Source organism: Sediminihabitans luteus (assembly GCF_002797595.1).
Lineage (GTDB): Bacteria > Actinomycetota > Actinomycetes > Actinomycetales > Cellulomonadaceae > Paraoerskovia > Paraoerskovia lutea.
This window is the reverse complement of record NZ_PGFE01000001.1, coordinates 711414-726589: the sequence shown is the minus strand read 5'-3', so window position 1 is coordinate 726589 and position 15176 is coordinate 711414. Positions and strand designations below refer to the sequence as shown.

Below are 15176 nucleotides of genomic sequence, written 5' to 3'. Positions count from 1 at the left end.
TGCAGACGCGACGGCCGCGTCGCCGACGAGGAGGTCCCGTGGTCACCGTGCACGACGTCGCCCGCGTCGCCGGCGTGTCGATCTCGACCGTGTCCCGTGCGCTCGCGGCGCCCGAACGCGTCGCCGCTGCGACCCGCGCCCGCGTCCAGGCCGCGGCCGACGCGCTCGGCTACGTCCCGAACCGCGCCGCGAGCGGACTGCGCGCGGGCCGGACCAGCGCGGTCGGGCTCGTCGTGCCGGACCTCGAGAACCCGTACTTCGCGTCCGTGACCAAGGGCGTGCAGGCCCGCGCGCGCGCCGCGGGGCTCGCGGTCTTCGTGGTCGACGCCGAGGAGGACCCGCACCTCGAGGCCGACCTCGTGGCGAGCCTCGCGCCGCAGACCGACGGGCTGCTGCTGTGCTCCCCGCGCCAGGACGACGCGGCGGTGCGCGACGCCGCAGGCCGGGCCCGCGTCGTCCTCGTCAACCGGGAGGTCGCCGGCGTCCCGTCGGTCTGCACCGACCACGCGCGCGGCACCGAGCTCGCGATCGAGCACCTGCGGGCGCTCGGGCACGCGCGCGTCGCGGTCGTCGGCGGCCCCGAGCGGTCCTGGTCCCAGGAACGTCGCGCGGACGGCGTGCGGCGCGCGGTCGAGCGGTTCGACGACCTCGACGTGGTCGAGCTCGGCGCCTACCGGCCGCACGTCGACGGCGGGTACTCCGCGGCCGACGCCGCCGTCGCGACCGGGGCGACCGCCGTCCTGGCGTTCAACGACCTCCAGGCGCTCGGCCTCGTCCGCCGCCTCGCCGGCCGTGGCATCCGGGTGCCGGACGACGTGAGCGTCGTCGGCTGCGACGACACCTTCGTCGCGGGGCTCGCCGCGACGCCCCTGACGACAGTGCGCACCGACCTGCGGGGCATGGGCGCGACCGCGGTCGACCTGCTCGCCGACCTGCTGCGGCCCGGGAACGAGCCCGAGGCCCCGCGCGTCGTGCTGCCCGCCGAGCTCGTGGTGCGCGCCTCGACGGCCGACGCCCCCCGCGTGCTCGTGCCGAGCCCGGCCGTTGCCCCATGACCACCCGGCACGCAGCCGCGCCGGACGCACCGACCCACCGCGGGCAGCCGACTCAGCCGCACCAGACCCACCGCACGCACCCGACCCACCCGCACCCGACCCATCCGCACCAGACCCATCCGCACCAGACCCACCGAACGCACCCGACCCCGAGGACATCATGACCACGAACGACCGCGCGGCAGCGTTGCCCCGCCTCGACCGCAGCACCGTGCTCCCCGCGGGGGTCGGCCACCCGGACCCCGCGCCGACCTCGGTCGGGATCGTGCACCTCGGGATCGGCGCGTTCCACCGCGCCCACCAGGCGGTGTGCACCGAGGACGCCGCGCGGGCGACGGGCGACACGCGCTGGGGGATCCTCGGCGTCACGCAGCGCTCGCGCACCGTGGTCGACCAGCTCGCGCCGCAGGGCGGCCGGTACGGGCTGCTGAGCACCGAGCACGACGAGACGTCGCTGCGCGTGGTCGGTGCGGTCGTCGACGTCGCGTCGCCGGGCGAGACGGCCCGCGTGCTCGAGACGATCGCCGCGCCGACGACGCACGTCGTGACGCTCACCGTGACCGAGAAGGGCTACACGCGCACGGGCGACGGGTCGCTCGACCTCGCCGCGGTGCGCGCCGACCTCGACGCGCTCGTCGCCGAGGACCGTGCGACGCCCGCGACGAGCGCGGTCGGGATGCTCGTGCGCGGGCTCGCGGCCCGGCACGCGGCAGCCCGCCGCACGAGCGACGGCTTGCCGCTGACGGTGCTGAGCTGCGACAACCTGACCGACAACGGCCGTGTGCTCGGGCGCCTCGTCCGGGAGGCCGTCGACGCCGCCCTGCCGGGCCGCGCGGGCGACCCGCTGCGGGCGTGGATCGCGGCGTCCGTGACCTTCCCGTGCAGCATGGTCGACCGGATCGTGCCCGCGACCACGCCCGCGCACCACGAGCTCGCGCAGGAGATCGGCGGTTTCCGCGACGAGGGCCTCGTCGCGGCCGAGACGTTCTTCCAGTGGGTCGTCGAGGACGACTTCGCGGGCCCGCGGCCCGCGTGGGAGCGCGCCGGGGCCACGATCACGGGCGACGTGCTGCCCTACGAGCGGGCCAAGCTGCGCATGCTCAACGGCACCCACTCGATCCTCGCGTACGCGGGTGCGCTCGCCGGCCGCACCACCATCGCCGAGGTCGTAGGCGACGCCGCCGTGATGGAGCACGCCGACGCGCACCTCGAGCGCGAGGCCCCCGCGACGCTCGACGGCAGCCCGCTCGACCTGCCGGCGTACGCGGCGGCGCTGCGCGCCCGCTTCGCGAACCCCGCGACCGGGCACACGACCGTGCAGGTCGCGATGGACGGCACGCAGAAGATCCCGGTGCGCTGGGGCGGGGTGCTCGCCGAGCGCGTCGCCGCGGGGCAGGTGCCCGACGGCGCGACGTACGGCCTCGCCGCGTGGGCGCTGTTCGTGGTGCGCGCGACCCTCGACGCCGCGCACGCCGCCGAGCTCGCCGACCCGCGCGCCGACGAGCTGCGCGCCCTCGTGCGCGCGGCCGACGGCGACGTCGAGGCCGCGGTGCGCTCGCTCGTCGCGCTGCCCGGGCTGCTGCCCGACGCGCTCGGCGAGCACCCGGACGTCGTCGCCGCGGTGCTCGCGCACGCCGCGACCCTGCGCGCGCACGTGCCGCTCGCCGTCTGAGCGACGGGGTTCGCCGGGCCCGGGGCGCGCTGGATCCTGGACGTGCTGGACGCTGAGCGCGCTGGACCCTGAGCGCGCCGGGCCCTGGGCGCGTGCGCGTGGCGGCTACGCGCCGAGCAGCACCACGTGCAGCGTGCGCGGCCCGTGCACGCCCTCGACGCGCTGGAGCTCGATGTCGGACGTCGCGCTCGGCCCCGAGATCCACGTCTGCGGTCGCGCGGGGTGCGCCGAGAGCAGACGCACGGCCTCGGGCAGCAGGTGCACGACCTGCGCGGTGCGCACCACGCACACGTGCACGTCGGGCACGAGGCTGATCGCGCGCCGGCCCTGGTCGCTCTCGCCGTCGAGCACGATCGTGCCCGTGTCGGCGCACGCGACGCGCGCCGCGGTGACCACGGCGTCGGCCGCGTCGAGGGCCTCGACCGGCTGCGGCGCGGAGCGCGAGTCGTGCAGCACCGTCGTCGCCGCGGGCAGGGCGCCCAGCCACGACGCGTCGAGGCCGTCGGGGACGACGACGGTGCCGGCGTCCGCCAGGAGCGTGGCCACGACGTCGGCGACGTCCGCGGCCGACGCGTGGTGCACGTGCGCGCGGTAGTCGACCAGCCGGTCGACGAGCAGCTCGACGACCGCGGCCGAACCGGGCTTGAGGTCGCCGCGCTCGCGGTACTCCCGCGGCACGGGGACCTCGAGGGGGTCGGCGCCGAGGGCCTCGCGGACCTTCGCCAGGATCTCTGCGCGCGCGCTCATCGCTCGTCCTCACTGCTTGTGGGTGCACTGCTCGTGGGTGCGCTGCTCGTAGGTGCAGTGCTCGTGGGTGCACTGCTGTCGGGCACGGTGCTCGGTGTGCCGCCGCCCGGGACGCCGTCGCCGAGGACATTCCCGCCCGGGGGAGCCTCGTGCTCGTCGCGCCACCAGTCGCGGAACGTCTGGCGCGCGGGCGCCGGGAGGTCGCGCGACGACGTCCACGCCGACAGCGGCGGCGGGAGCCGGCGCACGTACCCCTTGCGGCCGGCGACGACGCGACCGACCACGGCCGCCTTCTCGGCGAGGGCGAACCGACCGGCGTCCGCCATCACGACCGAGGCCGCGCGCATGGCCGCGTCCCAGCCCGAGGGGACGGTGCGGTCGCGGTCCGCGTCGACCTCGCGCGCCCGCAGGTGCACGAGCAGCGACGGGATGTCGATCTTGACGGGGCACGCGTCGAAGCACGCGCCGCACAGCGTCGACGCGTACGGCAGCGAAGCGTTCGGGTCGTCGTGGCCCAGCCCCTCGCCGGGTGCGCCGCCGGTCAGCAGCGGGGTCAGCACGGCCCCGATCGGGCCGGGGTAGACCGAGCCGTACGCGTGCCCGCCGACCCGCTCGTACACGGGGCACACGTTGAGGCAGGCCGAGCAGCGGATGCAGTGCAGCGCGGCCCGGCCCACGTCGTCCGCGAGCGCCCGGGTGCGGCCGTTGTCGAGCAGCACGAGGTGGAACTCCTGCGGTCCGTCGCCCGGCGTGACGCCCGTCCACAGCGACGTGTAGGGGTTCATGCGCTCTCCCGTCGACGAGCGCGGCAGGAGCTGGAGGAACACCTCGAGGTCGTCGTACGTGGGGACGAGCTTCTCGATGCCCATGACCGTGATCAGGGTCTCGGGGAGCGTGAGGCACATGCGGCCGTTGCCCTCGGACTCGACGACGGCGAGCGTGCCCGTGTCGGCGACCCCGAAGTTCGCGCCGCTGATCGCGACCTTCGCCGCGAGGAACTTGCGGCGCAGGTGCGCGCGGGCGGCCATCGCGAGCTCGCGCGGGGCGTCGGTCAGGTCGGCGGGCGCGTCGCCCATGCGTTCGAGGAAGATCCGCCGGATCTCCTCGCGGTTGCGGTGGATCGCGGGCACGAGGATGTGCGACGGCATGTCGTCGGCGAGCTGCACGATGAGCTCGGCCAGGTCGGTCTCGGTCGCCGCGATCCCGGCCTCGGCGAGCGCCTCGTTGAGGCCGATCTCCTGCGTCGCCATCGACTTGACCTTGACGACCTCGTCGACGCCCTTGGCCTGCACGATCTCGGTGACGATCCGGTTCGCCTCGGTCGCGTCGCGCGCCCAGTGCACGACGCCGCCCCGCGCGGTCACGTTCTGCTCGAGCCGTTCCAGCAGCGCCGGGAGGTCGGCCATGACGCGTCCCTTGACGGCGGACCCCGCGTCGCGCAGCGCCTCCCAGTCGCTCACCTCGCCGACGACGGCCGCGCGCTTGGCCCGGATGGTCGACGTCGCGTGGCCGAGGTTGCGGCGCAGCTGGGCGTCGCCGAGGGCGGCGCGGGCGGCCTCGGGGAAGGTCGCGCCCCAGCGCAGCGGCTCGTCGGGGTGCGGGACGGGGCCGAGCGGCCCGTCGGTCGTCGGGGTGCCGCGGCGCCGGGTCGGCAGGCCCAGGAACGTGCTCATCGGGCGCTCACCGTGCTGGTGCCCGACGCGCTGCCGCTCGACATGCTCGTGGGCGGTGACACGGGGTGCTCGCGCGTGCTCGCGAGGATCTCCGCGAGGTGCATGGTGCGGGTCGGGACCTGCTGCCGGTGCAGGCCGCCCCCGATGTGCATGAGGCACGAGTAGTCGCCCGCCGCGAGCACGGTCGCCCCGGTCGAGCGGACCGCGTCGACCTTGTCGTCGAGCATCGCGGACGACGTCGGGGCGTTCTTGAGCGCGAACGTGCCGCCGAACCCGCAGCAGCCGTCGGCGTCCGGCAGCTCGACGAGGTCGATGCCCTCGACCGCGCGCAGCAGGCGCTCGGGGCGGTCGCCCACGCGCAGCATGCGCAGCGAGTGGCAGGTGGGGTGGAACGTGACGCGGTGCGGGAAGTACGCGCCCACGTCGGTCAGCCCGAGCACGTCGACGAGCAGCTCGGAGAGCTCGTAGGTCTTGGCGGCCACGGCGTCCGCGGTCGCGCCGAGCGCGTCGAGGCCGGCGCGGCGGCAGACCATGCCCTGCTGGTGCCGGATCGATCCGGTGCACGAGCCCGAGGGGACGACGATCGCGTCCCACTCGCCGTCGAGCACGGGCGAGAAGGACTCGACGTGGTTGCGCACCACGGGCACGGCCTCGTCCATGTACCCGGTGTTGACGTGCATCTGCCCGCAGCAGGTCTGCGACTGGGGGAAGTGGACCTCGTGGCCCAGGCGCTCGAGCAGCCGCACGGTCGCGCGCGGTGCCTGCGGGAACATCGCGTCCGCGACGCACGTCGCGGTCAGGGCGATGCGCATGGAAGAACCTCCTCGTCGAGACTCCGAGCGTGCCGCGCGGTGCGCCGTCGCGCGCGCGGTACGCCGGACCGTCCGGTGCGGACGGGGCCGTCCGCGCTGTGCGCCCGACCCGCGCGGACCGGTCGGCCGCGCTGTGGTCTGACCACAGCGGCCCACTGTAGCCCATGTGGTCAGACCACATGGCGCTCGCGGACCCGGGACGCGGACGGCGGTCGTTACAGTGAGCCCGTGCGCACCCACGAACGAGTCCTCGCCGCGATCGAGCACGACCTCGCCGCAGGGCGCTGGGCCCTCGGCGCCCGCCTGCCCTCCGAGCGCGCGCTCGCCGAGGAGCTCGGCGTCTCACGCCCCTCGGTGCGCGAGGCCGTCCGCATCCTCGAGGCCATGGGGATCGTGCGCACCGCCGTCGGCTCCGGCCCCGAGGCCGGCGCGACCGTGATCGACCGCCCCGCCGCCGGGCTCGGCGCCGCCGTGCGCCTGCACGTCGCGTCCGGGACGCTGCCCGTCGCGGACGTCGTCGGCACCCGTGTGCTGCTCGAGACCTGGGCCGTGGGCGAGGCCGCGCGACGCGAGGTCGCCGGGGTGCCAGGTGCCCCCGCGACGTCCGGCACGGGGGCGACGTCCGACACGGTGGCGACGTCCAGCACGGGCGCGACGGCCGACACGAGTCCTCCGTCCGCAACGGTGGCCGCGCGGCTCGCCGAGGCGCACGACCTGCTCGACCGCATGGACGCGCCCGGGCTGAGCGCCGAGGAGTTCCAGGACCTCGACGCCCGGTTCCACGTCGAGCTCGTGGCGCTCGCGGGCAACGGCCTCGTCGAGGCGATCATGGCCGGGCTGCGCAGCGCGATCGCGCAGTACGTCGCGGTCGGCAGCCGGGCGCTGCCGTCGTGGACGAGCACGGCCGAGCGGCTGCGTGCCGAGCACCGCGGGATCCTCGACGCCGTCGAGGCGGGCCGGGCCGAGCAGGCGTGCGAGCGCGTGCGCGCCCACATCCTCGGGTTCTACGACGAGGCCGGGCTCTGAGGGTCGACGCCGCGGGCGACGTCCGCCACGGGCTTGCCCGACGACGCCGGGCGGGCGGGCCGTGCGGCGTCCGCGGGGATGACGGCGCCTGCCGGCCCTGCGACGTCCGACGGGGCGGCGGCGTCCGACGGTCGGGCGGCGTCCGACGGGGCGAGCGTCGCTGAGGCGTGCGCCTCGGCCGTCAGCCGCAGCACGCCGCGGCGCGCGAGCGCGACGCCCACGACGACCGCCGAGGCGATCGCCGCGAGCCCGACCATGACGAGTCCCACCCGGACCCCGAGGTGCTCGGTGAGCTGGCCCGCGAGCAGGCCGCCCGCGGCGTGGCCGCCGAGCAGCACGGGGGAGTAGATCGCGAGCACGCGGCCGCGCATCTCGCGGGGAGCCAGGAGCTGCACGAGCGTCGCGGCGCTCGTGATGAACAGCATCGTGGCCGCGCCGACGAGCGCGATCGAGACCACGAACGCCCACTGCACGGGCATGAGCGCCGCCACGATCTCGACCGCGCCGAACGCACCCGCGGCGAGCACGACGAGGCGCGCGTCGAGCGCGCGCAGGCGGGCGCCGAGCACGATGCCGCCGACCGCGCCGACGGCTGCGACCGAGTTGTAGAAGCCGAAGCCGCCCGACCCCGTGTGCCACACCTCGTCGGCGAACGCGGCGAGCACCACGGGGCCGTTCATGCCGAACGCCCCGAGGCAGCCCGCGAGCACGACCAACCAGCCGAGGGTCGGGTGCGACGCGACGTACCGCAGGCCCTCGCGTACCTGGCCGCGAGCGCGCGCGACGCGCGAGGGTTCGCGCACGTCGTCCGACCGGATCGCCGCCAGGAGGGCGAGCGCGGCGAGCGCGAGGACGGCGGTGAGCGCGAAGGTCCACCCCTCCCCGACGACGACGATGAGCACGCCGCCCACCGCGGGGGCGACCATGCCCGCGAGCTGGGCGACCACGTTGTTGGTGCTGATCGCGGTGCGCAGCGACCCGTCGCCCACGAGCTCGGAGACCAGGGCCTGGCGGGCAGGGCCGTCGACGGCCTGGACGAGGCCCAGGAGGACCGCGACCGCGTACAGGTGCCAGGCCTCGATCGTGCCGGTCAGGGCGAGCACGGCGAGCACGAGTCCGAGCGTCGCGCTGAGGGTCGTGGTGGCGCGCACGATGCGGCGCTTGTCGTGGCGGTCGGCGAGGACGCCGGCCGCGGGGCCGACGAGCAGCAGGGGGAAGAACTGCAGGGCCACGGCGACGCCGACGGCGGCGGGGCTGTCGGTGAGCTCGAGCACGAGCCAGTCCTGGACGATCCGCTGCATGCCGACCGACGAGACGTTGACGAACTGCGCGGCGACGAAGAGCCGGTAGCCGCGCAGCGAGCGCAGGCGGGTCGGGGGAGGGTGGCTGGTCACCCGACGACGCTACGTGGTCGGAACCCGATCAGGTAAGCCCTTTCCTGCGATTCGCGGCGATGAATTGAATCGTTACCAAACATCGTCCGCACAGAGGTGGACAGGAGTGGTCGGGAGGGTGTTGTATCGTTTCAGTCGAACCGGCCGAGGGGGCTCCCAGGGCCTGGACGACGTCGACGACGACGTTGGAACGAGCAAGGAGGCTCACATGAAGACCAGGAACAAGCTCACCATGGCACTCGGTGTCACCACGGTGTTCGCACTCGCCCTGAGCGGCTGCTCCTCGAGCGACGACAGCGGGTCCGGCGGCGACGCCGCCGCCGTCTCGACCGACGAGGACATCACCATCTCGCTCGCGTGGTGGGGCAACGACGACCGCGCCGCCAAGTACGAGCAGGCGGTCGACCTGTTCGAGAAGGCGCACCCGAACATCACCGTCCAGACCCAGTTCCAGGCCTGGGACGACTACTGGACCGCGCGCAACACCGAGGCCGCCGGCAAGGCACTGCCCGACGTCATGCAGATGGACCTGTCGTACCTGCGCCAGTACGCCGCCACCGGCCAGCTCGGCGACCTGAGCGCGCAGGAGGGCGTCAACCTCGACGTCTCGGGCCTCGACGAGTCGCTGCTCGAGTCGGGCGCGATCGACGGCAAGCAGTACGCGATCCCGACGAGCACCAACACGCTCGCGCTCTTCTACAACGCCGACATCACCGACGCGCTCGGCATGGAGCCCCCGGCCGACGGTTACACGTGGGACGAGTTCGACCAGTGGTTCCTCGACGTCGCCAAGGCCGGCGCGAGCGAGGACCCGGCCGTCTACGGCGGCGCCGACTACGCGGTCACCTTCTGGTTCTTCCTGCAGTGGTTCATGCAGTCCGGCGAGCAGCCCTTCACCGAGGACGGCCAGCTCAACTTCACGCAGGACGACATGAAGGAGTGGCTCAACTCGACCGCCGACCTGCGCGACGCGAAGGCCGTCTACCCGGTCGAGAAGGCCAAGCAGCTCGAGCCCCTCACCGGCTTCACCACGAACGAGGCCGCGGCCGAGGTCAGCTGGGACAACTTCCTCGCGGGCTACGTCGCCGACTCGGGCACCGAGAACATCGAGATGCTCCCGATCCCGGCGGGCGACGACGGCCAGCAGCACCTGTTCTACAAGCCGTCGATGCTGCTCGCGCCCTCGTCGAGCTCCGAGCACCCGGACGCCGCCGCGGCGCTCATCGACTTCCTGATCAACGACCCCGAGGTCGGCACGATCTTCGGCACCTCGAAGGGCGTCCCGGCCGTGGCCGCCCAGCGTGACGCGATGGACGTCGAGGCCGGTTCGATCGACGAGAAGGTCGTCGCCTACGAGGACTCGGTCGCCGACATCGTCACCGAGTCCGCCCCGATCCCGGTCCAGGGCTTCGGTGCGATCGAGGCCGAGTTCAAGCGCCTCGGCGAGGAGCTGCAGTACGGCAACATCACGGTCGACGAGTTCGTCGAGCAGTGGTGGGCCAACGCGGAGCAGAACATCCCCCAGAGCTGACCCGCCCGGGGTGCGGTTGGCCTCGTGCCGACCGCACCCCGTACGGTGCTGCCTCGTGGCAGCGCTGCCATGACGGATGGGCGAGCCACACCGGATGGACGAGCCACACCTGATTGACGAGACATACCCGATGGACAACGACGACTGATCGGACCCTGATCGTGACCACCCTCACCCGCGACGCCGCGCCGTCGTCGGCTCCCGCGAAGCGCGCACGGCGCTGGAAGCCGTCGGAGGTCCGTGCGGGGTACGCGTTCCTGACACCCTGGCTGCTCGGCTTCTTCCTGCTGACCGCCGGCCCCATGATCGCCTCGCTCTACCTGGCGTTCACGGACTACAACCTGTTCACCGACCCGCAGTGGGTCGGGTTCGACAACTTCACGCAGCTCTTCCAGGACCCGCGGTTCCTGCAGTCCGCGAAGGTCACCGCGATCTACGTGCTCGTCGGGACCCCCGTCAAGCTCGTCGCCGCCCTCGCCGTCGCGATGCTCCTCAACATGAAGCACCGCGGCCAGGGCGCGTACCGCTCGATCTTCTACGCACCCTCGCTCATCGGCGCCTCGGTCTCGATCGCCATCGTCTGGAAGGCGATGTTCATCGACGACGGGATCGTCGACACCGTCGGGCAGTTCTTCGGCATGCAGGCCGGCGGCTGGGTCGGCAACCCCGACATGACGATGCCCATGATGATCCTGCTCGCGGTGTGGCAGTTCGGCGCCCCGATGGTCATCTTCCTCGCGGGCCTCAAGCAGGTCCCCGCCGAGCTCTACGAGGCCGCGTCGGTCGACGGCGCCGGGCCCGTGCGCAAGTTCCTGCGCATCACGCTCCCGATGCTCTCGCCGGTGATCTTCTTCAACCTGCTGCTCGAGACCATCGCCGCGTTCCAGGTCTTCAGCTCGGCGTTCATCATCTCGGGCGGTTCGGGCGGGCCCGCCGGATCGACCCTCTTCTACACCCTGTACCTGTACATCCGTGGCTTCAACGACTTCCGGATGGGCTACGCGTCCGCCATGGCGTGGGTCCTCGTGATCGTGGTCGGCGTCATCACCGCGATCTTCTTCAAGACCTCGAAGTCGTGGGTCCACTACAGCGGAGATGCCCGATGACCGAGAACACGATCGCCGTCGAGCACGTCGGCGCCCAGCACCTGATCACCGAGCCGCCCGTGCGCGACACCGGCGCCGCCGCGACGCTCCGACGGTCCGCCCGCCGGCGCAAGGGCCTCAAGGGGCTCGGCTTCCACGCGTTCGTCCTCGCGCTGACCGTCGTGATCCTCTACCCGGCCGTGTGGATGTTCCTCTCGGCGTTCAAGCCGTCGAGCGACATCATCGGCGAGGTCAACCCGATCCCGACCGACTGGACCCTGGACAACTTCACCAAGGCCCTCTCGGGCATCGGCGGCGTCTCGTTCTGGACGTTCTTCGGCAACTCGCTGATCCTCGCGGTGCTGTCCGTGATCGGGATCGTGCTCTCCGCGACCGTGTCGGCCTACGCGTTCTCGCGCATCGAGTTCCCCGGCCGGAACATCTGGTTCGGCCTCATGATCGGCACGCTCCTGCTGCCGTTCCACGTCGTGATCATCCCGCAGTACATCATCTTCAACAATCTCGGCATGGTGAACACGTTCTGGCCGCTGCTGCTCGGCAAGTTCCTCGCGTCCGAGGCGTTCTTCGTGTTCCTCATGGTGCAGTTCATGCGCAACCTGCCGCGCGAGCTCGACGAGGCCGCGCGCATCGACGGCGCCGGGCACGTGCGGATCTTCCGCTCGATCATGCTGCCGCTCATGCGCCCGCCCATCATCACCGCGTCGATCTTCGCGTTCATCTGGTCGTGGAACGACTTCCTCGGGCCGCTGCTCTACCTCAAGAAGCCCGACCTCTACTCGCTGCCGATCGCGCTGCGCCTCTACGTCGACCAGACCTCCGTCTCCGACTACGGCGCACAGATGGCGATGGCGGTCCTCGCGCTCGTGCCCGTGCTGCTGTTCTTCATCGTGTTCCAGCGCTACATCGTGGACGGCGTCGCGACCCAGGGCCTCAAGGGCTGACCATGGTCACGACGACGGGCTCGACGGAGAGCCCGAGGAGAGGTGGCGACGTGCAGGACGACGGACGAGCTCCCGGCGGACGGGTTCCCGACGAGGACGGCGCGGGTGGGCGCGGCTTCGGGCGCGACGCCGACGGGCGTGACGCCCCCGCGGGCGACGCTGGCGGGTGGCCCGAGGACCCGACCGACGAGTCCCGGCCGCGCCGCGGTCCGGCGGCCCGCGGCAACGCGTTCGCGCTCTTCGCGGAGGTGCTGCTCGTCGGCGCGTTCGTGCTGGTCACGAGCATCCCGGTGATCACCGTCCCCGCCTCCCTCGCGGCGGGCTCCGCGCACCTGCGGCGCCACGTCGCCGGGGTCGACGACGGGATCGGCACGCTGTTCGCGGACTGGTGGCGCGCGCTGCGCGACCTCTGGGCCCTCGGCGTCGTGACGCTCCTGGTCGGGGCGTTCCTCGCGCTCGACCTCGTGGCGCTCGGCTCGTCCGCCCTGCCGGGTGGCGGGTACGTGCGGCTCCTCGTGCTGCTCGCCGCCGGCGTGTGCGTCGTCGTCCTGCTGCGGGCCACGGCCGCGTGGTCGGCGGGCCGCTGGAACGACGGCTCGGGTCGGACCAGCTCGGGTCGGACCAGTTCAGGTCGTGATCGCTCGGTCAGTGACGGTTCGGGCGGTGACATTGCAGGCAGTGACATTGCAGGCGGTGACGCCTCGGCCGCGGACGTCGGGTGGTCGGGCGGTCCGCTCGACGCCCCGGGCGAGGGTCCGGTCCGTCGGGCGGGGCGGGCGCTGCGCGTCGGGGTGACCGCCGCGAGCGACGACCGCAGCGGCTCGGTGCTGCTGCTCGCCGCCGTGGGTGCCTGCGCGGTGCTCGTCTGGATGCTCGTGCCGCTCGCCGTCGTCGTCGGCGGACTCCTGTGCATGGCGACCCTCGCCGTCGCGTCGCGATCCCGCGCCGCAGGCGTCTGACCAGCGCGGAGCTCCCCGCCGCGCCGGGCTCCCTGCGCGCCCGTCAGCGCCGCGCTCCCGACCCCGCGAGCGTCACGATCTGGCCCCCTCAGAGTGAGTCGCACGGGCCAGAACGTGACCCTCGGCGGTGCTTGTCGCGCACATTGCCCGGGGCCCGGGGCCCGGGGCCCGGGGCCCAGGGCCTGAGGACCTGAGGCCTGAGGCCCGAGGCCTGGGTCTCGGTGCGAGCGCCACGTTCCGGCCCTCACGCTCGTCGGCGCCGCGCTCTCGACCCCGCGAGCGCCACGTTCCGGCCCTCACGCTCGCGAGGGTCACGTTCGAGCCCCATCAGCGTGAGTCGAACGGGCCAGAACGTGACGCTCGGCGCTGCTTGTTGCGCACATGGCCTGGGGCCCGGCGCCCAGGGCCCAGGGCCTGGGGCCTGGGGCCTGGGGCCCGAGTCCTGGGTCTCGGCGCGAGCGCCACGTTCCGGCCCCCATGCCCGCGAGGGTCACGTTCTGGCCCCCTCAGAGTGAGGCGAACGGGCCAGAACGTGACGCTCGGCGGGTATGGCCCGCGGTCAGGCCCGAGCCAGAGTTCCCGTGAACGCCGTCCACGACTCGGGCGCGAGCGTGACGGTCCTCGTCGCGGCGGGCTCCCCGCCGACCCCTTCGCCACCGTCGACCCCGTCATCCCCGCCGAGCTCGAACGTCCGCACGTGCTTCTCGGCCACGGACGCCGCGTGCTCGGGCCCGGCGACCGCGGGGACGTCGTCCGCGGTGACCTCGAGGGCGTCGACGAGCGTGAGCCGAGCACCGGGGGTGCGCAGCACGAGGGTCTGCGGCTCGGGGGAGCGGTTGGTCACGAACAGCGCGAGGTGGCCCGTGGCGGGGTCGATGGTCGCCGCGGCGGTCACGAGCGGCACGTCGCCGTGCGCGGCGGTCGTGGTGGTGGCGGTGTCGACGCGCAGGTCGAGCACCTCGCCGCGCGCGGTCGCGGCGGTGCGGGCGAACGGGTGGAACGTGGGCTGCTTCCAGGCGGGGCCGCCGGGCTCGGTTATGATCGGCGCGATCACGTTGACGAGCTGCGCGAGGCATGCGACGCCGATGCGGTCGGCGTGGTTGAGCAGGGTGACGAGCAGGTCGCCGACGACGACGGCGTCGAGCGCGGAGTAGACGTCCTCGATGATGCGGGGCGCGTCGCGCTGGATCGGCAGGTTCTTCTCGCCGACGAACCGGGACTGCAGGTACCAGACGTTCCACTCGTCGAACGAGATCGTGAACCGCTTGTCGGAGCGGCGCTGGGCGGAGACGGCGTCGGCGGTCGCGACGACGCGCTCGACGAACCGGTCCATCGCGGTGCCCGAGGCGAGGAAGCTCGCGCGGTCGCCGTCGGTCTCCTCGTAGTAGGCGTGCATCGAGATGTGGTCGACGACGTCGAACGTGTGCCCGAGCACGACGCGCTCCCACTCGCCGAACGTGTCCATCTGCATCGACGACGACCCGCACGCGACGAGCTCGATCGTCGGGTCGACGAGCCGCATGGCCTTGCCGGCCTCGGCCGCGAGCCGCCCGTACGCGTCGGCGTCCTTGTGGCCGATCTGCCACGGGCCGTCCATCTCGTTGCCGAGGCACCACAGGCGCACGCCGTAGGGCTCGGTGCGGCCGTTCGCGATGCGCAGGTCGGCCCAGCGGGTGCCGGCCTCGCCGTTGCAGTACTCGACGAGCGCGGCGGCCGCCTCGACGCCGCGGGTGCCGAGGTTGACGGCCATCATGGGTTCGATCCCGGTGCGCTCGCAGTACTGCAGGAACTCGTCGGTGCCGACGTCGTTGGGCTCGACGGTGCGCCAGGCGAGGTCGAGGAAGGGCGTGCGCTGCTCGCGCGGCCCGACGCCGTCCTCCCAGCGGTAGTTGGACACGAAGTTGCCGCCGGGGTAGCGCACGATCGTCGCGCCGAGCTCGCGCGTGAGGTCGACGACGTCGCCGCGGAACCCGTGCTCGTCGGACGTCGCGTGGCCGGGTTCGTAGACGCCCGTGTAGACGGCGCGGCCGAGGTGCTCGACGAACGAGCCGAAGAGGCGGCGGTCGAGCGCGCCGCGCCGGAAGTCGGGGTGGAGGGTCAGTGTCGTCGTCCCGGGGTTCGGCACGGTGCTCCCAGCGTCGGTGGTGGAGTGCGCGCGGCTCCGATGCCGCGTTGCATCGATTCAACCCCGCCATCCTAGGCGATCGCACCCCGCGGCGTCCGCCCTTCGAGCGGCGGGGCCGGACTCGACCCCGGGCGT

At 73.4% G+C, this 15176-nt stretch carries 12 protein-coding genes; 7 read left to right on the top strand and 5 right to left on the bottom strand.

All coding sequences use genetic code 11. The annotated features are described in order from the left end of the window. The first annotated feature begins 38 nt into the window (after window positions 1-38). Both CLV28_RS03310 and CLV28_RS03305 read left to right on the top strand, forming a co-directional pair. The gene (locus tag CLV28_RS03310) at window positions 39-1055 is read left to right on the top strand and encodes a LacI family DNA-binding transcriptional regulator (protein WP_100421826.1); all 1017 of its coding nucleotides are present in this window, start codon (window positions 39-41) and stop codon (window positions 1053-1055) included. Between the two features lie 160 nt (window positions 1056-1215). Then, complete coding sequence (locus CLV28_RS03305) at window positions 1216-2727, top strand: mannitol dehydrogenase family protein (RefSeq protein ID WP_100421825.1); 1512 nt, start codon at window positions 1216-1218, stop codon at window positions 2725-2727. A 105-nt stretch (window positions 2728-2832) separates the two neighbouring features. On the opposite strand, the gene CLV28_RS03300 is transcribed toward CLV28_RS03305, so the two are convergent. Genes CLV28_RS03300 through CLV28_RS03290 form a run of 3 tightly spaced genes read right to left on the bottom strand, consistent with a single transcriptional unit; the run spans window position 2833 to window position 5959 of the window. After that, window positions 2833-3474 (bottom strand): LutC/YkgG family protein, encoded by a 642-nt coding sequence (locus CLV28_RS03300; RefSeq protein ID WP_100421824.1) that lies wholly within the window; start codon window positions 3472-3474, stop codon window positions 2833-2835. Further along, entirely contained in the window at window positions 3471-5147 is a 1677-nt protein-coding gene (locus CLV28_RS03295; protein ID WP_100421823.1) for a LutB/LldF family L-lactate oxidation iron-sulfur protein, read from the bottom strand. The genes CLV28_RS03300 and CLV28_RS03295 overlap by 4 nt, the downstream gene beginning before the upstream one ends. After that, window positions 5144-5959 (bottom strand): (Fe-S)-binding protein, encoded by an 816-nt coding sequence (locus CLV28_RS03290; protein WP_100421822.1) that lies wholly within the window; start codon window positions 5957-5959, stop codon window positions 5144-5146. The genes CLV28_RS03295 and CLV28_RS03290 overlap by 4 nt, the downstream gene beginning before the upstream one ends. A 228-nt stretch (window positions 5960-6187) precedes the next feature. Between CLV28_RS03290 and CLV28_RS03285 the strand changes: the two genes are divergently transcribed. Then, a complete protein-coding gene (locus CLV28_RS03285) occupies window positions 6188-6985 on the top strand; it encodes a FadR/GntR family transcriptional regulator (protein ID WP_100421821.1) in 798 nt (265 codons plus the stop codon). Here the strand turns inward: CLV28_RS03285 and CLV28_RS03280 are convergent. Then, entirely contained in the window at window positions 6964-8379 is a 1416-nt protein-coding gene (locus CLV28_RS03280) for an MFS transporter (RefSeq protein WP_239073115.1), read from the bottom strand. The genes CLV28_RS03285 and CLV28_RS03280 overlap by 22 nt on opposite strands. A 208-nt stretch (window positions 8380-8587) precedes the next feature. On the opposite strand from CLV28_RS03280, the gene CLV28_RS03275 reads away from it, so the two are divergent. The 4 genes from CLV28_RS03275 (at window position 8588) to CLV28_RS03260 (ending at window position 12916) form a co-directional block, all read left to right on the top strand. Beyond that, complete coding sequence (locus CLV28_RS03275; RefSeq protein WP_239073114.1) at window positions 8588-9910, top strand: ABC transporter substrate-binding protein; 1323 nt, start codon at window positions 8588-8590, stop codon at window positions 9908-9910. A 257-nt stretch (window positions 9911-10167) separates the two neighbouring features. Beyond that, entirely contained in the window at window positions 10168-11016 is an 849-nt protein-coding gene (locus tag CLV28_RS03270; protein ID WP_373314263.1) for a carbohydrate ABC transporter permease, read from the top strand. Beyond that, window positions 11013-11957 (top strand): carbohydrate ABC transporter permease, encoded by a 945-nt coding sequence (locus CLV28_RS03265; RefSeq protein WP_100421820.1) that lies wholly within the window; start codon window positions 11013-11015, stop codon window positions 11955-11957. The genes CLV28_RS03270 and CLV28_RS03265 overlap by 4 nt, the downstream gene beginning before the upstream one ends. A 2-nt stretch (window positions 11958-11959) precedes the next feature. After that, window positions 11960-12916 (top strand): hypothetical protein, encoded by a 957-nt coding sequence (locus CLV28_RS03260; RefSeq protein WP_100421819.1) that lies wholly within the window; start codon window positions 11960-11962, stop codon window positions 12914-12916. Between the two features lie 559 nt (window positions 12917-13475). Here the strand turns inward: CLV28_RS03260 and arfA are convergent. Then, the gene (arfA, locus tag CLV28_RS03255; protein WP_100421818.1) at window positions 13476-15041 is read right to left on the bottom strand and encodes an arabinosylfuranosidase ArfA; all 1566 of its coding nucleotides are present in this window, start codon (window positions 15039-15041) and stop codon (window positions 13476-13478) included. Window positions 15042-15176 lie beyond the last annotated feature (135 nt).